Origin of the sequence: Pantoea sp. USHLN298, from assembly GCF_037149395.1 — a bacterium.
GTDB lineage: Bacteria > Pseudomonadota > Gammaproteobacteria > Enterobacterales > Enterobacteriaceae > Pantoea > Pantoea astica.
The window spans coordinates 324996-347723 of the sequence record NZ_JBBCRO010000003.1 but is presented as its reverse complement, the minus strand read 5'-3'; the positions used below and the strand labels follow the sequence as shown (position 1 = coordinate 347723).

The 22728-nt window shown below is 57.9% G+C and carries 23 protein-coding genes; 16 read left to right on the top strand and 7 right to left on the bottom strand.

Annotated elements, in window-relative coordinates:
- The first annotated feature begins 68 nt into the window (after positions 1-68).
- Positions 69-614 carry a hypothetical protein gene (locus WFK59_RS09475; RefSeq protein ID WP_336755661.1) on the top strand — a complete coding sequence of 182 codons (546 nt, stop codon included), beginning with the start codon at positions 69-71 and terminating at the stop codon, positions 612-614.
- A gap of 50 nt (positions 615-664) precedes the next feature.
- On the opposite strand, the gene WFK59_RS09470 is transcribed toward WFK59_RS09475, so the two are convergent.
- Both WFK59_RS09470 and pdxR read right to left on the bottom strand, forming a co-directional pair.
- Entirely contained in the window at positions 665-1240 is a 576-nt protein-coding gene (locus tag WFK59_RS09470) for a hypothetical protein (RefSeq protein WP_336755660.1), read from the bottom strand.
- A 190-nt stretch (positions 1241-1430) separates the two neighbouring features.
- Positions 1431-2849, bottom strand: a complete 1419-nt coding sequence (pdxR, locus tag WFK59_RS09465) for a MocR-like pyridoxine biosynthesis transcription factor PdxR (RefSeq protein WP_336755659.1) — start codon at positions 2847-2849, stop codon at positions 1431-1433.
- 87 nt (positions 2850-2936) lie between these two features.
- Here pdxR and WFK59_RS09460 point away from each other — a divergent pair, with 87 nt between their 5' ends.
- Positions 2937-3380, top strand: a complete 444-nt coding sequence (locus tag WFK59_RS09460) for a rhodanese-like domain-containing protein (RefSeq protein WP_336755658.1) — start codon at positions 2937-2939, stop codon at positions 3378-3380.
- A gap of 1 nt (position 3381) precedes the next feature.
- Here WFK59_RS09460 and flk read toward each other — a convergent pair whose 3' ends face one another.
- The 4 genes from flk to WFK59_RS09440 all read right to left on the bottom strand — a co-directional run bounded on the left by flk (position 3382) and on the right by WFK59_RS09440 (position 7474).
- Entirely contained in the window at positions 3382-4419 is a 1038-nt protein-coding gene (flk, locus tag WFK59_RS09455; RefSeq protein ID WP_233987508.1) for a flagella biosynthesis regulator Flk, read from the bottom strand.
- 114 nt (positions 4420-4533) lie between these two features.
- Positions 4534-6039 carry a tripartite tricarboxylate transporter permease gene (locus WFK59_RS09450; protein ID WP_233987509.1) on the bottom strand — a complete coding sequence of 502 codons (1506 nt, stop codon included), beginning with the start codon at positions 6037-6039 and terminating at the stop codon, positions 4534-4536.
- A 10-nt stretch (positions 6040-6049) separates the two neighbouring features.
- Positions 6050-6481 carry a tripartite tricarboxylate transporter TctB family protein gene (locus WFK59_RS09445; protein WP_336755657.1) on the bottom strand — a complete coding sequence of 144 codons (432 nt, stop codon included), beginning with the start codon at positions 6479-6481 and terminating at the stop codon, positions 6050-6052.
- Positions 6482-6493: 12 nt separating this feature from the next.
- Entirely contained in the window at positions 6494-7474 is a 981-nt protein-coding gene (locus WFK59_RS09440; protein ID WP_336755656.1) for a Bug family tripartite tricarboxylate transporter substrate binding protein, read from the bottom strand.
- A gap of 120 nt (positions 7475-7594) precedes the next feature.
- Between WFK59_RS09440 and tctD the strand changes: the two genes are divergently transcribed.
- Together tctD and WFK59_RS09430 are read left to right on the top strand one after the other, a co-directional pair.
- Positions 7595-8266, top strand: a complete 672-nt coding sequence (tctD, locus tag WFK59_RS09435; protein ID WP_233987512.1) for a transcriptional regulator TctD — start codon at positions 7595-7597, stop codon at positions 8264-8266.
- Positions 8257-9645 carry a sensor histidine kinase gene (locus tag WFK59_RS09430; protein WP_233987513.1) on the top strand — a complete coding sequence of 463 codons (1389 nt, stop codon included), beginning with the start codon at positions 8257-8259 and terminating at the stop codon, positions 9643-9645. The genes tctD and WFK59_RS09430 overlap by 10 nt, the downstream gene beginning before the upstream one ends.
- Here WFK59_RS09430 and WFK59_RS09425 read toward each other — a convergent pair.
- A complete protein-coding gene (locus WFK59_RS09425; protein WP_233987514.1) occupies positions 9626-10525 on the bottom strand; it encodes a DMT family transporter in 900 nt (299 codons plus the stop codon). The two genes, WFK59_RS09430 and WFK59_RS09425, sit on opposite strands and share 20 nt — an antisense overlap.
- A gap of 97 nt (positions 10526-10622) precedes the next feature.
- On the opposite strand from WFK59_RS09425, the gene WFK59_RS09420 reads away from it, so the two are divergent.
- From WFK59_RS09420 to argT, 12 genes are all read left to right on the top strand, one after another.
- Entirely contained in the window at positions 10623-11402 is a 780-nt protein-coding gene (locus WFK59_RS09420) for an AraC family transcriptional regulator (protein ID WP_336755655.1), read from the top strand.
- Positions 11403-11457: 55 nt separating this feature from the next.
- The gene (pdxB, locus tag WFK59_RS09415) at positions 11458-12591 is read left to right on the top strand and encodes a 4-phosphoerythronate dehydrogenase PdxB (RefSeq protein ID WP_336755654.1); all 1134 of its coding nucleotides are present in this window, start codon (positions 11458-11460) and stop codon (positions 12589-12591) included.
- Positions 12592-12892: 301 nt separating this feature from the next.
- On the top strand, positions 12893-13900 hold the full coding sequence (locus tag WFK59_RS09410; RefSeq protein ID WP_233987517.1) for an aspartate-semialdehyde dehydrogenase: 1008 nt from the start codon (positions 12893-12895) through the stop codon (positions 13898-13900).
- A gap of 2 nt (positions 13901-13902) precedes the next feature.
- Positions 13903-14706: a tRNA pseudouridine(38-40) synthase TruA gene (truA, locus tag WFK59_RS09405; RefSeq protein WP_336755653.1), complete on the top strand. Its 804-nt coding sequence runs from the start codon at positions 13903-13905 to the stop codon at positions 14704-14706.
- Positions 14707-14734: 28 nt separating this feature from the next.
- Positions 14735-15397: a DedA family protein gene (locus tag WFK59_RS09400; protein ID WP_233987519.1), complete on the top strand. Its 663-nt coding sequence runs from the start codon at positions 14735-14737 to the stop codon at positions 15395-15397.
- Positions 15398-15546: 149 nt separating this feature from the next.
- Positions 15547-16461: an acetyl-CoA carboxylase, carboxyltransferase subunit beta gene (gene accD, locus WFK59_RS09395; RefSeq protein WP_336755652.1), complete on the top strand. Its 915-nt coding sequence runs from the start codon at positions 15547-15549 to the stop codon at positions 16459-16461.
- A 94-nt stretch (positions 16462-16555) separates the two neighbouring features.
- Positions 16556-17824, top strand: coding sequence for a bifunctional tetrahydrofolate synthase/dihydrofolate synthase (gene folC, locus WFK59_RS09390; protein WP_336755651.1), 1269 nt, complete (start codon positions 16556-16558; stop codon positions 17822-17824).
- Positions 17814-18560: a cell division protein DedD gene (gene dedD, locus WFK59_RS09385; RefSeq protein ID WP_233987522.1), complete on the top strand. Its 747-nt coding sequence runs from the start codon at positions 17814-17816 to the stop codon at positions 18558-18560. Before folC ends, dedD begins: the two co-directional genes overlap by 11 nt.
- Positions 18561-18825: 265 nt before the next feature.
- Entirely contained in the window at positions 18826-19311 is a 486-nt protein-coding gene (cvpA, locus tag WFK59_RS09380; protein ID WP_031376251.1) for a colicin V production protein, read from the top strand.
- 37 nt (positions 19312-19348) lie between these two features.
- Positions 19349-20866, top strand: a complete 1518-nt coding sequence (purF, locus tag WFK59_RS09375) for an amidophosphoribosyltransferase (protein ID WP_233987523.1) — start codon at positions 19349-19351, stop codon at positions 20864-20866.
- A gap of 111 nt (positions 20867-20977) precedes the next feature.
- Positions 20978-21547, top strand: coding sequence for a UbiX family flavin prenyltransferase (locus WFK59_RS09370; RefSeq protein ID WP_336755650.1), 570 nt, complete (start codon positions 20978-20980; stop codon positions 21545-21547).
- Between the two features lie 259 nt (positions 21548-21806).
- Positions 21807-22589, top strand: coding sequence for a lysine/arginine/ornithine ABC transporter substrate-binding protein ArgT (gene argT, locus WFK59_RS09365; RefSeq protein WP_233987525.1), 783 nt, complete (start codon positions 21807-21809; stop codon positions 22587-22589).
- Positions 22590-22728 lie beyond the last annotated feature (139 nt).

Here is a 22728-nt window from a genome sequence, read left to right as displayed (position 1 = left end):
GTCTGATAATTTCAAAGGCCGTTCTGGCCAGAAAATAAAAAGCGATAATCTTAATCAAAGGAGCTGATATGCTTAAAAAATGGGTGCTTGCCGCGGGGTTAGTTATAAATTTAACCGGGTGTTCTGTTGCGACCTATAGTCATAAACTTCAGGATGTGGAAACCGGCGACCGCGTTGGAATCACCTTCGATAACCGAAATCTGGATTACATTCGCGTTTATCCTGAAACTAAAACCTGTATCAATCTGGATGCCAAAGACAACGGGTACACCAACAATGCCATTGGTTTTCAGACGCAATTAAATAATAAGCTGATGGGCTTCCCTGAAATTCCGGAGACGCCAGAACTCCGTCGTGAGTTTTGGGTAAGCGCAAAAGATAATATAGCCATTCGCATGATCCAACCCAATGGCGCGTATGATACCGTCTCATTTCGGCCTAAAGTCGGTTCGTTTTATTACGTGACCGGGCTTTTCACGAGTCAGTATACGCCGCGCAGCCTCTCGGTGGTTGAGGTCTATAAAACGGATAAAGGATATTACGATCGCAAGCCGGTAGAGGATCTCAAACTGAAGAACTGTGAAGACGGCTCTTTCCGGTTACAGCATTTTTGATGGGGCAGGAGAGCCTCGCTGTCAGCAGCGAGGCCCGCAGGCAACTGGCTTCAGGTAATCTGCTTGCCGATGAAACGCTTGTCATACCATGCATCCAGGGTTTCCAGCATTTTTGCCGCTTCCTGGGCGGTAAAGCCGTAATAGCGCGTGCTTTTCGAAACATTGATTACCAGCATCGGTACTTCAGCTCGCGTATGCAAAAAATCAAAGTGGTAATCCACCTCGTTGTTTTCAAATAAATAGCCAACAATATTGCCTGCCGGACGTTTCATCACGATATGTTTATTATCAGAGGCGTTGTTGTTTGCCCACGCTAAAAAGTCACGTATAGGTTTGGTTTGTGCCGCATAGTTATCGCGGGTGAAACCGAGGTAACTTACGTCGTCGTTGTGATTGATATGTTTTGACAGCGCAATTTTATTGTTGTCATCCGATATCTTAATGTCGAAATCCATCTTTTCCGCGCAGTCGGTGAATTTGGGTTTGTAGTTGCAGGCGGAAAGATTGCCAACGGTATACATTTCATAAAAACGGCCATTGGCATACTTATCAAACGTATCAAAAGCGGTGCAGGCGGATAATGTTGCTGCGCAAAGTAAAATTGCCGGAATAAAACAGGGCTTCAAGATATTCATCTCCGTTGAATTAAAACGGGATAATACAGCATCTCATTTCGCAGGAGAAGAATGGGAGGCGGAACGAATAGCGTAAAAAAATAAACGAGGCACAGACCTGAATAGAGCGGCAGGTTGGTTCTTCGCTATATTCCATTCAGACTGACCAAAACGGCGCGCGTCACTCCGGCGAAATGCGCGCTTAATTATCCCTGAATAACCTCGCCAGCTTTGTGCATCCCGCCACGATCTCATCCGGCGTCAGCGCCGCATAGCCCAGTATCCAGCCTTGCTGACGCGCCGGTCCGGCATAAAGCGGGCTAAGACGCGGCAGCAACAGGCCGATCTGCGCGGCCCGGGCGGTTAACTGCGCCTCATTCTGCGCTAACTTCACCGTTAGCTGTAATCCGCCGCCGCTGTCGATCGGGGTGACCCACGGTGTCAGCCGCTGGTTAATCTGCTCGATCAACTGCTCACGCCGGCTGCGATAGAGTTGACGCATCAGCCGCAAATGGCTGGCGAAATGGCCCTGTTGCAGAAAAGCCGCAGTAACGGCCTGTGGCAGCAGGGCGCTGTGACCATCCAGCACGCTGCGTGCCTGGCCCAGCGGTGCCACCAGCGCCGGCGGTACCACCATCCACGCCAGCCGCAGCGAGGGAAACAGTGATTTGGAGAAGGTGCCCAGCGTGATCACCCGCTGATGGCGATCCAGTCCCTGCAGCGCAGGAATCGGACGTTCGTCGTAGTGAAATTCGCTGTCGTAATCGTCTTCGATCAGCCAGCTCTGGTTGCGCTGTGCCCAGTCCAGCCATGCCAGACGCCGCGGAAGGCTCAGCGTGATGCCGGTTGGATAATGATGCGATGGCGTCAGATACATGAGCTTTGCACTGCCGCTGGCGGGTAGGGCTCCTTCGGCATCGACCGCAATCCCGCGCAGCTGGGCGCCTGCAGCCAGAAAGGCATTGCGCGCACCGGGATAGCCCGGCTCCTCCATCCACACCTCATCACCAGGATCGACCAACATCATGGCAAGTAACTGCAGCGCCTGTTGTGAACTGGTCAGAATGATCACCTGTTCCGGCTGGCATGTCAGGCCTCGGGAGAGCGCCAGGTAATCTGCGATAGCGCTGCGTAACGGCAGATAGCCACAGGGATCGCCATATCCCATCGCGGCGCTGCCCAGTGAACGCTGCACGTTACTGCTCAGGCGTCGCCAGGTCTCATGAGGAAAAGCGCGTAACTCCGGTGAGCCGGCAGCAAACGCGTGCGGAAACGGCGGGTCCTGGCAGCCACCGGTAGCCAGCACCTGCTGACCGCGAGCCGAAAAATGTGCCGGCTGATGAATCGCAGACGGCGCTGACGGCGCGGGCATAGTAATCGCCACGAAGCTGCCGCGCCCGGTTTCACGCCGCAGATAGCCTTCACTCTCCAGCTGACCGTAAGCCGCCTCTACCGTAACGCGCGACAGGTTGAGATCGCGGGCCAGCTGGCGGGTTGAGGGCAACTGCTGGCCAGCGTGCAGATGATGACGGCTAATCGCCAGCCGCAGGGTGGTACACAGCCGTTCGCGCAGGCCGCCGGTGGCCTGATGCTGAAAAAGTTGCAACAGCGGTGAGTGCATAAGGGTCTTATCCGGTAAGCAAAATCGGTCTCAGAGAGCAGTCCACTTTGCCGTAAACTGCGGGCACACCACAACAGGAGAATCATAATGTCATCGGTATTACGTATTCCCGCCGCCACGCCGCAGCAGAGCCTCGATTATTTACAGGCAAAACTCGCTTATTACACCGATGCCTGGGATCTGGCGGAAGATCTGGCGCAGCGCCAGCCTGAGATAGTGGTGATTGATGCGCGCGCCACCGCGGTCTACCGCGCGGGTCATATCTGCGGGGCGATCAGTTTTCCCCATCGTGAAATGGATGCGGTCAGCACCGCGCAGCTTGATCGCAGCAAAGTCTATGTTACCTACTGTGACGGGATTGGCTGTAATGGTTCGACTAAAGCGGCGTGGAAACTGGCTGCGCTGGGCTTTCAGGTAAAAGAACTGATTGGCGGGCTGGATTTCTGGAAACGCGACGGCCATCCGCTGAGCTGGGGAGATGCGCCGGGCGAGTGGCCAGTGGCCGCGCCCGACGCCGCCTGCGGCTGTTAACTCACAGTACCAGCCAGAAGATAAACAGCACCAGCAGTACCACGGCTATCCCCAGCATCGGGCGTTTTGCCAGCGGCTGCAGCGGTTGCGGCAGTGAGGTAACAAACGGCGACCAGATTGGCTGCGGCTTGATCTCGCTGGCGGCCAGCGGCTGTTCGTGGATCTTTTCGGCGCGACGGCTGAACAGGAAGTTCAGCAGATCCTGGGTCTGAGTCACGGTCAGTACCGTTTGCGGTGTCGCCTGGAAACGCTGCTGGCTGTAATCCTCCAGCAGGCGCTGCTCATGTTGATCAAGCGGCTGCTTCAGCGACGCTTCCAGCAGTTGCAGCGTCGGCGCGCTGTGCTGACTCAGGGTCTGGCGCACCTGTAGATACTGCGTCAGCAGCGGGAAATGACGCGACGGGATCGGATCGCCGCTGGTCAGGTTCACCAGCTTCAGCGCTGCGGTCCAGAGTTTACCGGTCGATTCGCCGGTGGCGGCGGCGAGGCGCACCACCTGCTGATTCAGGGTCTGATGCTCGGCGGGTAACAGGCTGCGATCGCTGACGCGGGTCTGCTGCGGCTGTGGAATCGCCATCTGACCGTTCTGCAGCATGGTCAGGACCTGACGCAGCTGATCCTGGCTGAGCGCGCTCAGTACCGTCTGACCAAATTGCTGACGAATGAAATCGCTGACTGCCTGGCGATTATTGCCTTTCGGCAACAGATCGGTGAGCTGCGTCATCAGCTGACGGGTTGCATGACCGGTCTGCGCCTGGGTCAGGCGGGCATTCAGGTACTGCTCTGCCGCCGGAAAATGGCGCGACTGCAGCTCCGCTTCACTCTTAACGCCCACTTCATGACGCACGCCAGCCCACAGCTCAGGCGCTTTCAGATTACTGAGCGAAAGAATGCGCACGATCAGACGTTCTAACGTGGTGCGCTGGGCAGGGGAGAGTGGCTGCTCACCCGCCACCGAACCGGGACGCGTCGCGCCGGTTTGCGGATTGACAGATGAACGATCGCCGACCGGCACACCGGGGCCGCTGAGAGGTTGCATGGCGGATTCCTTGGGGAAAACAGAACAGCGTGGGGTGCGCCGGAAAATGAATGCGCCATGATAGCAAAAGCCCCCGGGAAATCCCACGGGGGCGCACGCGTTTCGGCGGGAGATTTACTCTTCTGCCAGCTTCAGACGATGACGACGCCAGCGTTTCCAGATTGGCGGCACAACCAGCACGGCAATCGCCAGCACCAGCAGCACTTTGCAAATCAGGCTTTCCCACAGGATGACCATATTTCCGTTGCTGATCGACAGCGCACGACGCAGGTTCTGCTCCAGCATTTCACCCAGCACAAAGCCCAGAATTAACGGCGACATCGGAAAATCCATCTTACGCAGGATATAACCGAAGATCCCCAGCCCGACCATCAGCAGCAGATCGAAGGTGGTGCTGTGTACCGCGTAAACGCCAACCGCTGAGATGGCGGCGATGGCCGGCACCAGGAACCACAGCGGAATGGTCAGCATACGGGCGAAAACGTTGATCATCGGGATGTTCATGACCAGCAGCATCACGTTGCCGATTAACAGCGCGGCAATCAGTCCCCAGACAATATCCGGCTGCTCAACAAACATCGCCGGTCCCGGCGTGATGTTATACAGCGTTAACGCGCCGACCATCACCGCGGTCGTGCCCGAGCCAGGGATCCCCAGCGTCAGCATCGGGATAAAGGAGCCACAGGCGGAGGCGTTGTTTGCTGCTTCCGGCGCGGCCACACCGCGAATATCACCTTTACCAAACTGATCGCTGCCGCTGATCTTCTTCTCGGTCATATAGGCGATGGCGCTGGCAATGGTTGCACCGGCACCCGGCAGTACCCCGACGAAGAAACCGATGAAAGAGGAACGCAGCGTGGCGCCGGTGACCATTGCCGCTTCTTTCATATTGAACATCATGCGACCGCTGGCCCGTACCGCTTTCTGTCCGCCGCTGGTCGACTCCAGCATCAGCAGAATTTCGCTGACCGAGAACAGGCCAATCACCACCACCACAAACTGAATACCGTCGGAGAGATGAACGCTGTCAAAGGTAAAGCGGTAGACGCCGGTATTGGCATCGACGCCCACCGTGGCCATTCCCAGCCCAATCAGCGCGGCGAGGAACGATTTCAGCGGGTTATGGCTCATCATGCTGCCAAGACAGGCGATGGCGAATACCATCAGGGCAAAATATTCCGCCGGACCAAACGCCAGCGACCAGCTTGCCAGCAGCGGAGCGAACAGAATAATGCCGATAATGGCGATGGTGGAACCGATAAAGGAGCTGACCGCCGAAATCGACAGGGCAACGCCCGCCTTGCCCTGTTGCGCCATCGGATAGCCATCCAGCGCGGTCATGATCGCACCGGCATCCCCCGGTACGTTAAGCAGAATAGACGAGATACGTCCGCCATATTCACAACCGATATAGACCGTGGCCAGCAGAATCAGCGCCGATTCCGCCGGTAAGTGCAGCGCAAAAGCCAGCGGCATCAGAATCGCCACGCCGTTAATCGGGCCAAGACCCGGCAGCAGGCCGACAATGGTGCCGATAAAGCAGCCAATCAGGGCGATCAGCAGGTTCTCTGGCGTCATGGCGACGGCAAAGCCCTGCATTAAAAAGGACCAGGTATCCATGATGCTCTCCTTAACTCAGCCAGCTGCCGACCGGAAGGGTCACTTCCAGCAGGCGATCAAAGGCATAAAACAGCGCACTGCCCATCACTATCCCGGCCAGCGCCGCTGCCCACCAGCGCGCGCCAAACAGCAGACCGATGCCGAAAGTCAGCAGGGTGGTACAGATAGCAAATCCCAGCGTTTCAAACAGCCAGCCATAGAGCATCATCATCAGTGCCAGCGCCACCAGCCGTTTCAGCGTACTGGCGGGCGGCCAGTGAATGGTGTCGGGTTTGCGAAACAGCATCAGCAGGGCACAGATCGCCATCAGGCCGAGGATCGCCATCGGGAAGGGCCGTGGCCCCACCGGTTCATAGCTGTATTCGCTCTGGATTTGCCAGGCTACCACCATGCCGCCGAGGCACAGCGCCAGCCACAGGCCTGCAAAAATACGATCGCTCATCGCATGCTCCTGTTATTTGGCCAGGCCAAATGATTTCGCCTGCTCACGGTAATCCGACACCTGCTTTTTCACGTAGCTGTCGAGCTCCTGGCCAAACATATTGAATTCGAACAGGCCGCGCATATCACGCTGCTTTTTAAATTCCGGGGTATCCACCATTTTTTTGAACGCCTGCTCCCACCACTGATAATCGGCGTCGCTGACTTTCGGGCCGAGGTAGTAACCGCGGATGACCGGCCAGACGATGTTGAAACCTTGCTCTTTGGCGGTAGGCACCTGCGCCAGCTGGCCCGGCAGACGCTGCTCGGACATCACCGCCAGCACCCGCATTTTGCCGCTCTGCAGATGCGGTACCATTTCACTCATGTCGCCGGAGACCACCTGAATATGATTGCCGAGCAGTGCAGTCACCGGCTCACCGCCGCCTTCAAAGGCGACATAGCGCATCTTGCGTGGATCGATACCCGCTTCGCGCGCCAGCAGGGCGGTTTTCATCCAGTCCTGGCTGCCGATAGACGCGCCGGCACCAACGACTACTTTGGTCGGGTCCTCTTTCATTGCCACCATCAGTTCACCCAGGGTTTTCCACGGCGCATCGTCACGCACCGCCACCATGCCGTAGTCGGTTCCTACAGCTGCCAGCCACTTCACATCGTCCACCGAGTAGCGGCCAAATTTGCCCTGCGACAGGTTCAGCAGCGAGCCGCCCGAGAAGGCGACTACCGTGCCAGCTTCAGCCGGGCGTTGGGCAATAATCGCGTTGTAGGCAACCGCGCCGACGCCGCCGGGCATGTAGGTGACGCGCATCGGCGTCTCAATCTGTTTGGTTTCCTGTAGCGAAACCTGCAACAGCTTACAGGTGAGGTCAAAACCGCCACCCGGTTTGGCCGGTGCAATACATTCAGTGCGGCCTGGACCCTCGGCGGCGATTGCAGCAGGCACCATCAGCGCCAGCAAGGCGGTGGTCAGGGCGGTATGGATTATTTTTTTCATCGGAGGCTCCATTCATTCTTCCAGAGTGTGATTGCTGCCGAACTATTGGCGTTACCGAATTGTTAAAACAATTACCTTTCATTTACCTTTCACTGCCCGGATTTAATGACAGGATGTGATATGCGTCTCTTACTGGTGGAAGATACGGCTGACCTGGCGCGCTGGCTGCAGAAAGCGCTGACGCAAAAAGGCTTTGCCGTTGACTGGGTAGCTGATGGCGTTGCCGCCGATCACGCCCTGCAATGTGAAGCCTATGCGCTGGTGGTGCTGGATGTCTCGCTGCCGCGCATTGATGGGCTGGAAGTGCTGACGCGGTTGCGGCGGCGCGGACAGAGCGTGCCCGTTTTGCTGCTGACGGCGCGCAGTGCGCTGGACGATAGGGTGCGCGGCCTGAACCTCGGGGCGGATGACTACCTGACCAAGCCTTTCGAACTGGATGAACTGGAAGCGCGACTGCGTGCGCTGCTGCGGCGCAGCCAGAGCCAGGCCGCGCAAACGCAGTCGCTGGGCCAGCTGGTGCTGGATGGCGAAGGCTATTTCCTGCTGTGTGACCGGCCGCTGGCGCTGACGCCGCGTGAATCGAGCATTCTGACGACGCTGATGCAGCGCCACGGCCGGCCGGTTTCCCGTCAGCATCTGTATGAACAGACTTTTAGCCTGGCGGATGAGGCCAGCCCGGAGAGCATTGAGCTCTATGTCCATCGGGTGCGGAAAAAACTGGCGGGCAGCGATGTCGCCATCGTGACGCTACGCGGACTCGGCTACAGCCTGGAAACGCTGCCGTGCGGCTGATCCATTCGCTACGCGGCGAACTGCTCGCCTGGCTGGGTCTGCCGCTGCTGCTGCTGTGGGCGCTGTCAGTTTATACCCATTATCAGAGCGGGCTGGCGGCCGCCAATCAGGCTTACGATCGCTCGCTACTGGCCTCGGCGCGCACCGTGGCAGAACGGCTGGTGGTGCGCCAGCATCATCTGGAGGTGGATGTCCCCTGGGTGGTGCTCGACAGTTTCGAACGTAACATGAATGATCAGCTGTTTTATCAGGTGATCTCCCCGCAGGGAAAGACGCTGTCCGGTTATGACGATCTGCCGCCGATCCCGCCCGCCAGTAAAATGTCGACCGCTTATCCGGCGCTGGTGCACTTTTATGATGGACGCTATCACCAGCACCGCATTCGGGTCGCGGCGCTGTGGCAGCCGGTGAGCGAGGCGGGCGTTGACGGCATGGCGCTGGTGCTGGTGGCGGAAACCGTCAACTCCCGGCAGGAGTTTGCCCGCGGGCTGATGCGTACCGCGCTGATCAGCCAGAGCGGGCTGGTGCTGATGACGCTGCTGCTGGCCAGCCTGATGCTGCGCCGGGTGTTACGCCCGCTGCGGCGGCTGTCACGGATTGTCTTGCAGCGCGACGGCGGAGAATTAACCCCGTTGCCCTCGCTGCCGTGGTCAGAACTGCAACCGCTGATCATCGCCTTTAACCGCTATCTGGAGCGTCTGCGCGGCCTGCTGGCGCGTCAGGATCGCTTCAGCGCAGATGCCGCCCATCAGTTGCGCACGCCGCTCACCATCCTCAAAACCCAGGTGAGCGTGGCGCTCAGCAGTGAACGGCCCGAGCAGTGGCAGGAGAGCCTGCTGGGTATGCGTCATACGCTGGATGAGACCATCTTACTCACCGATCGGCTGCTGCAGCTGGCGCGTATCAAGGCGCGTCACGGTGAAGATAAGCCGATGATGCGGGTCGATCTGGCGGTCATCGTGCGTGAAGCCTGCCTCAGTCGCTACACGGCGGCGCGCACCCGGCAAATCGATCTCGGCTATGAGGGCGAGGAGAGCAGTCAGGTGATCGGGGATGGTGTGCTGCTCGGCGAGCTGTGCGCCAACCTGCTGGACAACGCGATTAAATATACTCCGCATCAGGGTATCGTTACCGCGCGGGTGGTAGCGGGAAAACTGGAGATTGAGGACAGCGGACCGGGCATTGACGGAGCAGAGCAGTTGAAAGCGCTTCAGCCCTTTCAGCGGCTGGATAATGTCGGAATGCAGCCCGGTGCCGGAATCGGGCTGGCGCTGGTACAGGATATCTGTGCCTGGCATGGTGCCAGTATGCAGCTGGATCGCAGCCCGCAACTGGGCGGGCTGCGCGTGACGGTGCGGTTTACAACCGACGCAGGCTGACGGGCTTAGGCCGGGTCAGCGGGGTGCGCAGCCACTGGGCCAGCATCACCCCGAACAGCGTCAGACCGCCGCCAATCCAGTGATAGCTGTGCAACTGCTCATGCAGAAACATCACCGCGATCAGCGCGGTAAACACCGGGATCAGATTCATAAAGATGCTGGTGGTGCTGGCTCCCAGACGCTGTACGCCGTGGATCCACAAAAACGGCGCGATGATTGAGGCAAACAGACCGGCAAAGGCGACCAGCGGCAGATTGTGCCGGTTCAGCGCCACCTCAGGTGCCAGCAGAAAGCCAGGCAACAGCAGTACGACACCGAATAAAATCTGCACATAGAGGCTGTGCCAGATCGGCAGCGGCAGCGCCCAGCGCCGGGTCAGCACGCCATACAGCGCATAGGCGGCGGAGGCGGCCAGCATCAGCAATTCACCTTTGCCCAGGCCCTGATGCAGCAACTGCATCACATTACCTTCACTCACCAGCCACACCAGGCCAATGAACGAGATAATGCTGCCGAGCAGGATGCCGAGCGTCGGAGCGATCCGCAGGATCACCACGCTCAGCAGCACCGTGAGCAGCGGGATCAATGCGCCGATAATCCCCATAAACAGCGCGCTGACGCTCTGGGCCGCATAGTAGGCGAGGCTCTGATAGAGCACCATGCCCAGCAGGCCAAGGATCAGCAGCCGCCAGAGATGCGGCCGGATCGCCTGACGCGTCCGCCAGATACCGGGCAACACAAACGGCGTCAGCACCAGCAGCGCCAGCAGCCAGCGATAAAAGGAGATCGCTGCCGGATCGATTGCCGTTGCCGACAGCTTGCTGACAATCGAGTTGATCGACCAGATCAACACCGCGAACAGCGGATACAGGAAAAACATGCTCACTCTCCACAGGCTAAGATGAGGCGCAGTGTACGCTTGTCCGGATTTATCCAGATAGTTAATATCAGACAAAATTAATCGCTCTCCGGACATAATGACCTTACAGATTACCTACCAGCCGCCGCTGGACGCACCGCAGCTGCACTACTTCATGCGTTTCGAACAGGCCAACGCCCATACCGAATATCTGCCGCATACTCATGACTGGGGCCAGCTGATCTTCGTAAAAAGTCATGTGCTGGAGATGCGGGTGGAGGGCGAGCGGTTGCTGACGCCGGCCGATATCCCGGTGTGGATCCCGCCGGGTCACCGGCACAGCAGCTATAACCATCGTCAGGCGCAGTTCCGCACCTTTAATCTCGCGGCCGCGTTATGCAGCGGCCTGCCGCAGCGCGCCTGTCTGTTAATGGTCGATCCAATTGTTCACGCCATCATGGATGAGTTTGCCGGCCAGCAGATTGAGCAGCCGGTCACCGAAGCGCAGTGGCGGTTATGTGAGGTGCTGCGCGATCGCCTGCCGCTGGCGCAGGTGCAGGAGAGCTATCTGCCGACCTCAACCGATAAATTCCTGGCGCCGGTGCTGCACGCGCTGGAGGCTAATCCGGGCGATAACACCACGCTGGCAGGCTGGGCCGCGCGGGTTTTTACCACCGAGCGGACGCTGGCGCGGCGCTGTCAGCGGCAGCTGCATATGACCTTTGGCGAATGGCGACAGCGGCTGCGTTTTCTGCGCGCCATTGTGCTGCTGGAGCAGGGCGCCAGCGTGCAGAGCATCGCCCATGATCTCGGCTACAGCTCCGCATCGGCGCTGATTGTGATGTTCCAGCAGCAGGCCGGCACCACGCCGGAGCGTTACCGCGCGCGGTTAGGCTAACGCGTCGCTTTGTGCCAGAATAATGGCCTTTATTGCAACAGACAGGAAAGCCGTGGTGAAGATTCTCGTCGATGAAAATATGCCGTATGCCCGTGAGTTGTTCAGCCGTACCGGAACAGTAGTGGCGGTACCGGGTCGTCCATTGCCGGCGGCGGAGCTGGCCGATGCCGAGGGTCTGATGGTGCGGTCGGTGACCCAGGTGAATGAAGCGCTGCTGGCCGGTAAGCCGGTGAAGTTTGTCGGCACCGCCACCGCTGGCACCGACCACGTCGACGAAAACTGGCTGCAGCAGGCGGGCATTGCCTTTTCAGCCGCGCCGGGCTGCAACGCCATCGCGGTGGTGGAGTATGTCTTCTCCTCGTTGCTGCTGCTGGCGGAACGTGACGGTTTCCAGCTGCGTGACCGCACCGTCGGCATCGTCGGTGTCGGCAACGTCGGCGGACGGCTGCAAAAACGGCTGGCGGCGTGGGGCGTTAAAACCCTGCTGTGCGATCCGCCGCGTGCCGACCGCGGCGACGAAGGCGAATTTCACTCGCTGGAGACGCTGGTTGAGCAGGCGGATATTCTGACCTTCCATACGCCGCTGTTCAAATCGGGGCCGTACAAAAGCTGGCATCTGGCGGATGCGGCGTTACTGATGGCGCTGAAGCCCAACACCATTCTGATCAACGCCTGTCGCGGCCCGGTGGTCGATAACGCCGCGCTGCTGGAAGTGCTGAAGATGCGTACCGACCTCAGCGTGGTGCTGGACGTCTGGGAGCCGGAGCCGGATCTGTCGCTGGCGCTGCTCGATAAGGTGGATATCGCTACGGCGCACATTGCAGGCTATACCCTCGAAGGCAAAGCGCGCGGCACCACCCAGGTATTTGAAGCCTGGTGCGACTTTATTGGTCAGCCCCAGCAGGTGCCGCTCAGCAGCCTGCTGCCGGTGCCGGAATTCAGCGACATCACCCTGAATGGCCCGCTGGATCAGGCAACGCTGAAACGGCTGGTGCATCTGGTGTATGATGTGCGCCGCGATGATGCGCCCCTGCGAAAAGTGGCGGCTCAGCCTGGCGAATTTGATCGCCTGCGTAAGCAGTATCAGGAGCGCCGCGAATGGTCCTCGCTGCAGGTCTGCTGCGATGACGCCGCAACCGCTGAGATGCTGACCCAACTGGGTTTTAACGCAATCATCTCCCCGGAATAGCGGGCGCCGCAGGTCAGGCGCCCTGGCGCAGTTTCCGCTCTGAATTAATCAGGGAACGGAAGGCACGCGCTGCTGGCATGTCTGCATGACGGCGGGTTCTGGGGGGATATACCCAATGGATTTCGGGTTGCATTGAGGCGGCAAGAGAACGAATCCCGATGAGCTTACTCAGGTAAGTGATTCGGGTGAGTGAACGCAGCCAACAAAGATGCAACGTGAAAGACGACGGGGATAAATCCGAATCCCTGGGCGGTGAGATCACCGCCTTCTGTTTTTATGTCATTGTCTGGAGTAAACCAACATGTCTGACGGCTGGAATATTGCGCTACTGGGCGCGACAGGCGCAGTAGGGAACGCTGTACTGGAATTGCTGGCGGAACGCCAGTTCCCGGTTGGTGAATTGTATCTGCTGGCCAGCGAAAACAGCGCCGGTGAGATTAAACGTTTTGAAGGCCGCTCGGTGCGGGTCGAAAACGCGGCGGAATTTGACTGGTCGCAGGCGCAGCTGGCCTTTTTCGTAGCCGGTCGCGATGCCTCGGCCCGTTTTGCTGATGACGCCGCGAACGCCGGTTGCTTAGTGATCGACAGCAGCGAGCTGTTTGCACTGGAACCTGACGTGCCGCTGGTGGTGCCCGATGTGAATCCGCAGGTGCTGGCCGACTACCGCAACCGTAACATCATCAGCGTGGCGGATAACCTGGTCAGCCAGTTGCTGACCGCCATCAAACCGTTGATGGATGCGGCTGGCTTAGGCCGGTTACAGGTCACCAATCTGATCTCCGTCTCCAGCTACGGCAAAGTGGCGGTGGATGCGCTGGCCGGTGAGAGTGCCCGGCTGCTGAACGGCATCCCGGCGGATGAACACCACTTTGGTCGCCAGCTGGCGTTTAACCTGATGCCACAGCAGGCTGATGCGGAAGGCAGCGTAGAAAGCGAGCGTCGCCTGGTCGATCAGGTGCGTAAAGTCCTGCAGGATGAAGGTTTACCGATTGCGGTCAGCAGCGTGCAGGCCCCGGTTTTTTACGGCAATGCGCAGATTGTGCACATTGAAAACCTGCGTCCGCTCGCGGCTGAAGAAGCGCGTGCGGAACTGGCGCTGGTGTCAGACATCTCGCTGAGCGAAGAGGATTCGGTCCCGACACCGGTCACCGATGCCTCCGGCAACGGCGCGCTGAGCATCGGCGGCGTGCGAAACGATTACGGCATCCCGGAGCTGCTGCAGTTCTGGTCAGTGGCCGACAATATCCGCTTTGGCGGCGCGTTGATGGCGGTGAAAACGGCTGAGAAACTGGTTCAGGAGTACCTGTAACCATGTCCGACGGTCAGACGCAAAAACTGGCGCTCGGCATCGAGTATGACGGCAGCCGCTATTACGGCTGGCAGCGTCAGCAGGAAGTGCGCAGCGTGCAGGAGAAGCTGGAGCGCGCGCTGTCAAAAGTAGCCGATCATCCGGTCAGCGTGTTTTGTGCCGGACGCACCGATGCGGGCGTCCACGGCACCGGACAGGTGGTGCATTTTGAAACCACTTCGCAGCGGGCGGATGGGGCCTGGACACTCGGCGTGAACGCCAATCTGCCGGCAGATATCGCGGTACGCTGGGTGAAAGCGGTGCCGGATGAATTTCATGCCCGTTTCAGCGCCACCGCCCGACGCTATCGCTATCTGATCTACAATCAGCGGCTGCGTCCGGCAGTACTGGCGCAGGGCGTGACCCATTTTTATCATCCGCTGGATGCTGAAAAGATGCATCGCGCCGGGCAGTGCCTGTTGGGGGAGAATGATTTCACCTCGTTTCGCGCCGTGCAGTGTCAGTCGCGTACCCCGTGGCGCAACGTGATTCACCTGAATGTGACGCGTCAGGGGCCGTACGTGATTGTTGATATTAAAGCCAACGCCTTTGTGCATCACATGGTGCGCAATATCGTTGGTAGCCTGATGGAGATAGGCTGCGGCAATCAGCCGGAGTCATGGATGGCAACGCTGCTGGCGGCGAAGGATCGGACATTAGCCGCAGCCACAGCCCGGGCAGAAGGGTTGTACCTGGTGGCGGTGGATTACCCATCCCACTTTGCGTTACCACAGCCGTCGATGGGACCGTTGTTCCTCGCGGATTAATTCACTTTAGGGCTTAAAAGGGCGCGTTATGGAGTTTATCCATTTTCTGGTTGATTTTATTTTGCACATTGATGTGCATCTTGCCGAACTGGTTGCGCAGTACGGTATCTGGATTTACGCTATTTTGTTCCTGATTTTGTTCTGCGAAACCGGTTTAGTGGTGACGCCCTTCCTGCCCGGTGATTCGCTGTTGTTTGTCGCGGGCGCACTGGCGGCGCTGCCTGGCAACGATCTCAATGTGCATCTGATGGTGGCGCTGTTAGTGGTGGCGGCGATCCTGGGTGATGCGGTCAACTATACTATCGGCCGTCTGTTCGGCGAGCGGTTGTTCAGCAACCCGAACTCAAAAATTTTCCGTCGCAGCTATCTGGATAAAACCCATGCGTTTTATGCCCGTCACGGCGGTAAAACCATTATTCTGGCGCGCTTTGTGCCGATTGTTCGTACCTTTGCGCCGTTTGTTGCCGGTATGGGCCACATGTCCTATCGTCACTTTGCGCTGTTCAACGTCACCGGCGCGCTGGCCTGGGTCCTGCTGTTCTCCTATGCCGGTTACCTGTTTGGCGATCTGCCGGTGGTACAGGAAAACCTGAAGCTGCTGATCGTCGGCATTATTCTGGTCTCGGTATTGCCGGGCGTGATTGAAGTCTGGCGTCATCGCCGCCAGGCAAAGCAGCAGAAGCAGCCCTGAACGGCAGCTTCGCTCAGGGGTAAGACCAGATTTTTATCCACAGTCTGAACGGGTTGTGGTTTAATGAGCGACATTTACCGTCTGCTGAAGCGGTTTTCAGCAGTATCAAGACGACTGGACCAGGTCAGTTTTAAACAGAAAGGTCATCAATGAGCTGGATTGAACGCATTCTTAATAAAAGCAACGTTACGCCTGCGCGCCGCGCCAGTATCCCGGAAGGGGTCTGGACCAAGTGCGACAGCTGTGGCCAGGTTCTCTACCGTGCCGAGCTGGAGCGTAATCTTGAAGTCTGTCCGAAGTGTGACCATCACATGCGTATGCACGCCCGTGAGCGCCTCGGCAGCTTCCTCGATCAGGGCACCCTGGTTGAACTCGGCAGTGAACTGGAACCCAAAGATCTGCTGAAGTTCCGCGACTCGAAAAAGTACAAAGATCGTCTGATTGCTGCGCAAAAAGCGACTGACGAGAAAGATGCGCTGATCGTGATGAAAGGCCAGCTGCATGGTATGCCGGTTGTGGCGGCCGCCTTTGAATTTGCCTTTATGGGCGGTTCAATGGGCTCAGTAGTGGGCGCTCGCTTTGTGCGTGCGGTTGAGCAGGCACTGGAAGATAATTGCCCGCTGATCTGTTTCTCCGCCAGTGGCGGGGCGCGTATGCAGGAAGCGCTGATGTCGCTGATGCAGATGGCGAAAACCAGCGCCGCGCTGGCTAAAATGCAGGAGCGCGGTCTGCCTTATATTTCGGTACTGACCGACCCGACCATGGGCGGCGTGTCAGCCAGTTTCGCCATGCTGGGCGATCTCAACGTGGCGGAACCGAAAGCGCTGATCGGCTTTGCCGGTCCTCGCGTAATCGAACAGACCGTGCGTGAAAAACTGCCGCCGGGCTTCCAGCGCAGTGAGTTCCTGATTGAAAAGGGCGCGATTGATATGATCATTCGCCGTCCGGAAATGCGGTACAAACTGGCAAGCCTGCTGGCGAAAATGATGAACCTGCCAGCACCGCTGCACGATGGTGAAGAGTCTGCCCCGGCGACGACTCAACCGGAGAGCAACGAGGCCTGACAGGAGATAGAGAGGCGCGCCCGTCGCGCCTTTTACCAATGCACCGTATACCTCAGCCTCCGTCTGCCGGGTATAAATAAGCAAAACGGGACATATGGACAATCTTCACCTCCCTCAAGCCACGTCGCCTTTGGCCACGTGGCTTTATTATCTTGAGCACCTGCATACTCAGGCCATCGAACTGGGCCTGGATCGTATTCGCCAGGTGGCGCAACGTCTCGACCTGCTGAAACCGGCTCCCTTCGTCTTCACCGTCGCCGGTACCAACGGCAAAGGCACGACCTGTCGCACGCTGGAAACGCTGCTGATGGCGGCTGGCTATCGCGTTGGCGTCTACAGTTCGCCGCATCTGGTGCGTTATACCGAACGGGTACGGGTTCAGGGCCAGGAGCTGAGCGAAGCACAGCACTGCGCCAGTTTCGCCGACATCGAAGCCGGACGCGGTGACATCTCTCTGACCTATTTCGAATTTGGCACCCTGTCAGCGCTGAAGCTGTTTCAACAGGCGCAGCTGGACGTGGTGATCCTGGAAGTGGGTCTCGGCGGACGGCTCGATGCCACCAATATTGTGGATGCGGATGTCGCGGTGGTCACCAGCATCGCGCTCGATCATATCGACTGGCTTGGCCCGGATCGGGAAAGTATTGGTCGTGAGAAAGCGGGCGTTTTCCGGGCCGGTAAACCGGCGGTAGTGGGTGAACCTGATATGCCGCGCAGTATTGCGGCGGTGGCCAGTGAAAAGGGCGTGGCGCTGCTGCAACGCAACCGTGACTGGTCTTACCGTGAGCAGCCGGAAAGCTGGTCGCTGCGTGACGCGCACGGCGAGCTGAACGATCTGCCGCTGCCGCAGGTACCGCTGCCGAATGCAGCGACGGCGCTGGTGGCGCTGCGCGCGTCCGGGCTGCAGGTCAGTGAAGCGCAGATCCGCGCCAGCCTGCCGTTAGCCATGCTGCCGGGTCGCTTTCAGACCCTGAGTGAATCGCCACGGGTGATTCTGGACGTGGCGCATAATCCGCACGCGGCGACCTATCTGGCGTCACGCCTGGCGACGCTGCCAAAAACCGGCAAGGTTCATGCGGTGGTGGGTATGCTGCATGACAAAGATATTGCCGGCACGCTGGCGGCGCTGTCACCGGCGGTGGATCGCTGGTACTGCGCGCCGCTCGACGGGCCTCGCGGGGCCACCGCGGCGCAGCTGCTGGAATGGCTGCCGCAGGGCGAGGCATTCAGCACGGTAGAACAGGCCTGGCAGCAGGCGCGCCAGCAGGCGCAGCCGCAGGACATTGTGCTGGTGTGTGGTTCGTTCCACACCGTGGCACAGGTCATGGAATCGATTGAAACGGAGAAAGGGCGTGGCAAGTAAGTTTCAGAACCGTTTAGTCGGCACCGTTATTCTGGTCGCCGTCGGCGTGATTGTATTGCCGGGGCTGCTGGACGGGCAGAAGAAGCACTATAAAGAGGAGTTCGCTGCCATTCCGCTGGTACCGAAACCGGACGATCAGCAGGACAGCGAGATGGTGCCGCCGGTGACCCAGACGCTGCCCGCGCAGCCGCCGGAAGGTGCCGGTAATGCGGTCAGCAGCAGCAATGGCAAAACCAGCGCACCGGCTGATCAGGGACGGACCAGACCGGCAGAAGAGAGCGAGCCCGCCGTGGTCACGCCACCGCCGGTCCATCAGTCAACGCCAGTGCAGGTGAAACCCAAACCGGTCGAACAGCCAAAACCGAAGCCGGTTGAGCAACCGAAACCAAAACCGGTCGAACAGCCAAAACCGAAACCGGTTGAGCAACCCAAACCGGTAGAGCAGCCGAAGCAGACTGAGCAGCCGAAAGCCGCGGAACCCGTCGCGCCTGCGGGTCAGGCCTATGTGGTTCAGCTGGGCGCACTGAAAAATGCCAGCAAAGTGAATGAGATTGTCGCGCAGCTGCGGCTGTCGGGTTATCGCGCCTTTACCGTGCCGTCAACGCCGGTACAGGGACAGATCACCCGCATTTACGTCGGACCGGACGCCTCAAAAGCTAAAATGCAGAGTGCAGTCGGCGAGCTGAAAGGCATCTCCGGACTGGGCGGTGTGGTGAAGCCATACAGCGCGCGCTAACCCTGGCGATTGGCGCTGCCGATAACAGTAACAGGCAGCGCCTTTAGCGCCATAGCACAGGCGGCTAACGTGGCGAAACGGGTAAAAAAATGATGATTTTCAACGGGCTGACCGTCAGGGAATCAACCAGGCGACGAAGGTTTTTTTCATCGCCTTTTTTATGGATGCAGAACAGGAAAACCGCTACGCAAACGTTTTCTTTTTCTGTTAGAATGCGCCCCGAACTGGATGCAGGGGTGCAATGGCACTGGCGCTGGAAGAGTTCATGATCTGGATTGATTACGTCATTATTGCGGTAGTTGGTTTTTCGGCTCTGGTCAGCCTGATCCGTGGGTTTGTCCGGGAAGCCTTATCTCTTGTTACCTGGGGATGCGCGTTTTTTGTCGCCAGTCATTACTACGCCTACCTTGCAGTCTGGTTTACAGGGTTTGACGACGAACTGGTTCGTAACGGTATCGCCATTGGGGTGTTGTTTGTCGCCACCCTGATTGTCGGTGCGATTGTGAATTACGTGATCGGCTCGCTGGTGGAAAAAACCGGCCTGTCGGGAACCGACCGGGTGTTGGGCGTCTGTTTCGGGGCGTTGCGTGGTGTGCTGATAGTAGCCGCTTTGCTGTTCTTCCTCGATACTTTCACCGGCTTTTCAAAAAGTCCGGACTGGCAACAGTCTCAACTCATTCCCGAGTTCAGTTATATAATCAGGTGGTTTTTCGATTACCTGAAAAGCACGTCGAGTTTTTTACCCCGGTGATGCGACCGGGAGTGCGGCTTAATGAGGAAATGACAACATGTGCGGTATTGTCGGTATCACCGGTTTCATGCCGGTCAACCAGTCGATCTATGACGCGTTAACGGTGCTCCAGCACCGCGGGCAGGATGCCGCAGGCATTTGTACTATCGATGCGCTGAAGTGCTTCCGTCTGCGTAAGGCCAATGGCCTGGTCAGCGACGTTTTCGAAGCACGCCACATGCAGCGTCTGCAGGGCAACATGGGGATTGGTCACGCGCGTTATCCTACCGCGGGCAGCTCAAGTGCCTCTGAAGCGCAGCCATTCTACGTAAACTCGCCGTACGGTATCACGCTGGCACATAACGGTAATCTGACCAACGCCCACGAACTGCGTAAGCATCTGTTCGAAAAAGGCCGTCGTCATGTGAATACCACCTCAGATTCTGAAATTCTGCTGAATATTTTTGCGCAGGAGCTGGATCGCTTCCAGAACGATCCGCTGGAAGCCGACAATATTTTTGCTGCCGTCGCGGCGGTGCACCAGCAGGTGCGCGGCGCCTATGCGGTGGTGGCGATGATCATCGGCCATGGCATGGTGGCGTTCCGCGATCCGAACGGCATCCGGCCGCTGGTGCTGGGCAAACGCGTAATCGCGGATGGCCGTACCGAATATATGGTCGCCTCGGAGAGCGTGGCGCTGGATACGTTGGGCTTTGAATTTATCCGTGACGTTGCGCCGGGTGAAGCGGTCTACGTCACTGAGCAGGGTCAGCTCTCGACCCGCCAGTGCGCCGAAAACCCGAAAAGCAATCCCTGCCTGTTCGAGTACGTCTACTTTGCCCGTCCCGACTCTTTCCTCGACAAGATTTCGGTCTACAGCGCCCGTGTCCGTATGGGTACCAAGCTGGGTGAGAAGATTGCCCGTGAGTGGGAAGATCTCGATATCGATGTGGTGATCCCGATTCCGGAAACCTCGACCGATATCGCGCTGGAAATTGCGCGCATTCTCGATAAACCCTATCGTCAGGGCTTCGTGAAAAACCGTTACGTTGGTCGTACCTTTATCATGCCGGGCCAGCAGTTGCGCCGCAGCGCTGTGCGCCGCAAGCTGAACGCTAACCGCGCCGAGTTCCGGGATAAAAACGTGTTGCTGGTGGATGACTCCATCGTGCGCGGCACCACCTCTGAGCAGATTATTGAGATGGCGCGTGAAGCCGGTGCGAAGCGGGTTTACCTGGCGTCAGCGGCACCGGAAATTCGTTTCCCGAACGTCTATGGCATTGATATGCCTAGCGCCACCGAGCTGATTGCTCACGGGCGTGAAGTGGAAGAGATTCGCCAGCTGATTAAAGCCGATGCGCTGATTTTCCAGGACCTCGACGATCTGATCGAAGCAGTGCGTGAAGAGAACCCGGATATTACCCAGTTTGAATGTTCGGTGTTTAACGGGGTTTACGTGACCAAAGATGTCGATCAGCAGTATCTGGAGTATCTCGAATCGCTGCGTAATGATGATGCTAAAGCGCTTCAGCGGCAGAATGAAGTTGAGAACCTCGAACTGCACAACGAAGGCTAAGCGCCAGCGTTAAAGCAGAGAGAGCAGGGCGGGAGCAATCCCGCCCTGTTTGTTTTCAGAAATCGCCTGGCCGCGTTATGATGGTGCATCCGGATACAGCAAGGTTGGAATATGAAACGACTCATCATTGGCATCTCTGGCGCCAGCGGGGTGATTTATGGCGTGCGTATGCTGCAGGTTTTGCAGCAGGTCGATGAGGTGGAAACCCATCTGGTGATGAGCCAGGCGGCGCGTCAGACGCTGGGGCTGGAGAGTGATTACTCACTGCGTGACGTGCAGGCGCTGGCCGATGTGGTGCATGACGTGCGCGATATTGCAGCAAGCATCTCATCAGGATCGTTTAAAACCCTGGGAATGGCGATTTTGCCGTGCTCAATGAAGACCCTGTCCGGCATTGTCCACAGCTACAGCGATTCGCTGCTGACCCGTGCGGCTGACGTGGTATTAAAAGAGCGGCGCAGGCTGGTTCTGTGCGTGCGGGAAACACCGCTGCACGTTGGCCACCTGCGCATGATGACCACCGCGGCCGAGCTGGGCGCGATTATCATGCCACCGGTACCGGCGTTTTATCATCGCCCTGAAACCATTGAGCAACTGGTTGATCAAACGGTTAATCGGGTCATCGATCAGTTTGATATCGAATTGCCAGAGGATTTATTCACGCGCTGGCAGGGTGCATAAAGTTCCGCTGGCGCACTTATTTAGTGCATAAGCGCGCCTCGGATCACTCTTCGTGCATTTGATGCACCAAAAGTTAACATCATCGCTTTTTCTCTTTTACTTCACTGTTATATTCCCCTGACAAACTCAGCGTTTTCGGCTGTCCCACGTCACGCTAAGTGCGCGGATAACTTGCAGAACTGGCATGAAACATGCAAATTACTTTGCGCAAACACATCACGAACCACATAACAAAAAGCACTTCACTTGAGGGTAATCTATGAAAAAGCGTGTTCTGGCTCTTTCCCTGATGCTGGGTTTATCCAGTGCTGCCAGCGTATTTGCGGCGGTGCCAGGTTCAATCCGCATCGGTACAGATCCAACCTACCCACCGTTTGAGTCAAAAAACGCGCAAGGGCAGTTAGTGGGCTTTGATATCGACCTCGCTAACGAAATCTGTAAACGCATTCATACCCAATGTACCTACGTTGAGAGCGACTTCGACGCGCTGATCCCTTCGCTGAAAGCGAAGAAGATTGACGCCATCATCTCTTCTCTTTCGATCACAGCAAAACGTCAGGAAGAAATTGCCTTCTCGGAAAAACTCTACGCCGCCAACGCGCGCTTAGTGGCACCGAAAGGTTCAAAAATCGAGCCGACGATTGAGTCGCTGAAAGGCAAAAATATCGGCCTGTTACAGGGGACCACGCAGGAAACCTACGCCAACCAGAACTGGCGGCCAAAAGGCGTCAACGTGACGCCGTATGCCAACCAGGATCTGGTCTATCAGGATCTCAATGCCGGGCGAATTGATGCCGCGTTCCAGGACGAAGTCCAGGCGAGCGAAGGGTTCCTGAAGCAGCCGGTTGGTAAAAACTACGCGTTCGCCGGTCCGGCAGTGAAAGATGACAAAATCTTCGGCGTCGGTACCGGTATGGGGCTGCGTAAAGATGACAGCGAACTGAAAGCCGCCATCGACAAAGCCTTTGCTGAGATGCGTAAAGATGGCACCTACGACAAGATTGCGAAGAAGTATTTCGACTTTAATGTGTACGGCGACTAACCATCCTGTCGCTCTGCCGACTGATTGCTGAGGTGAGCGGACCGGATGCAGGTGCAGCAATTGCCGACAGCGGTCGGCGTTGTTGTCACTGGCATTGACCGGCCTGCTGACATCCGCAACGACCTGGCAGAGCAAAGCT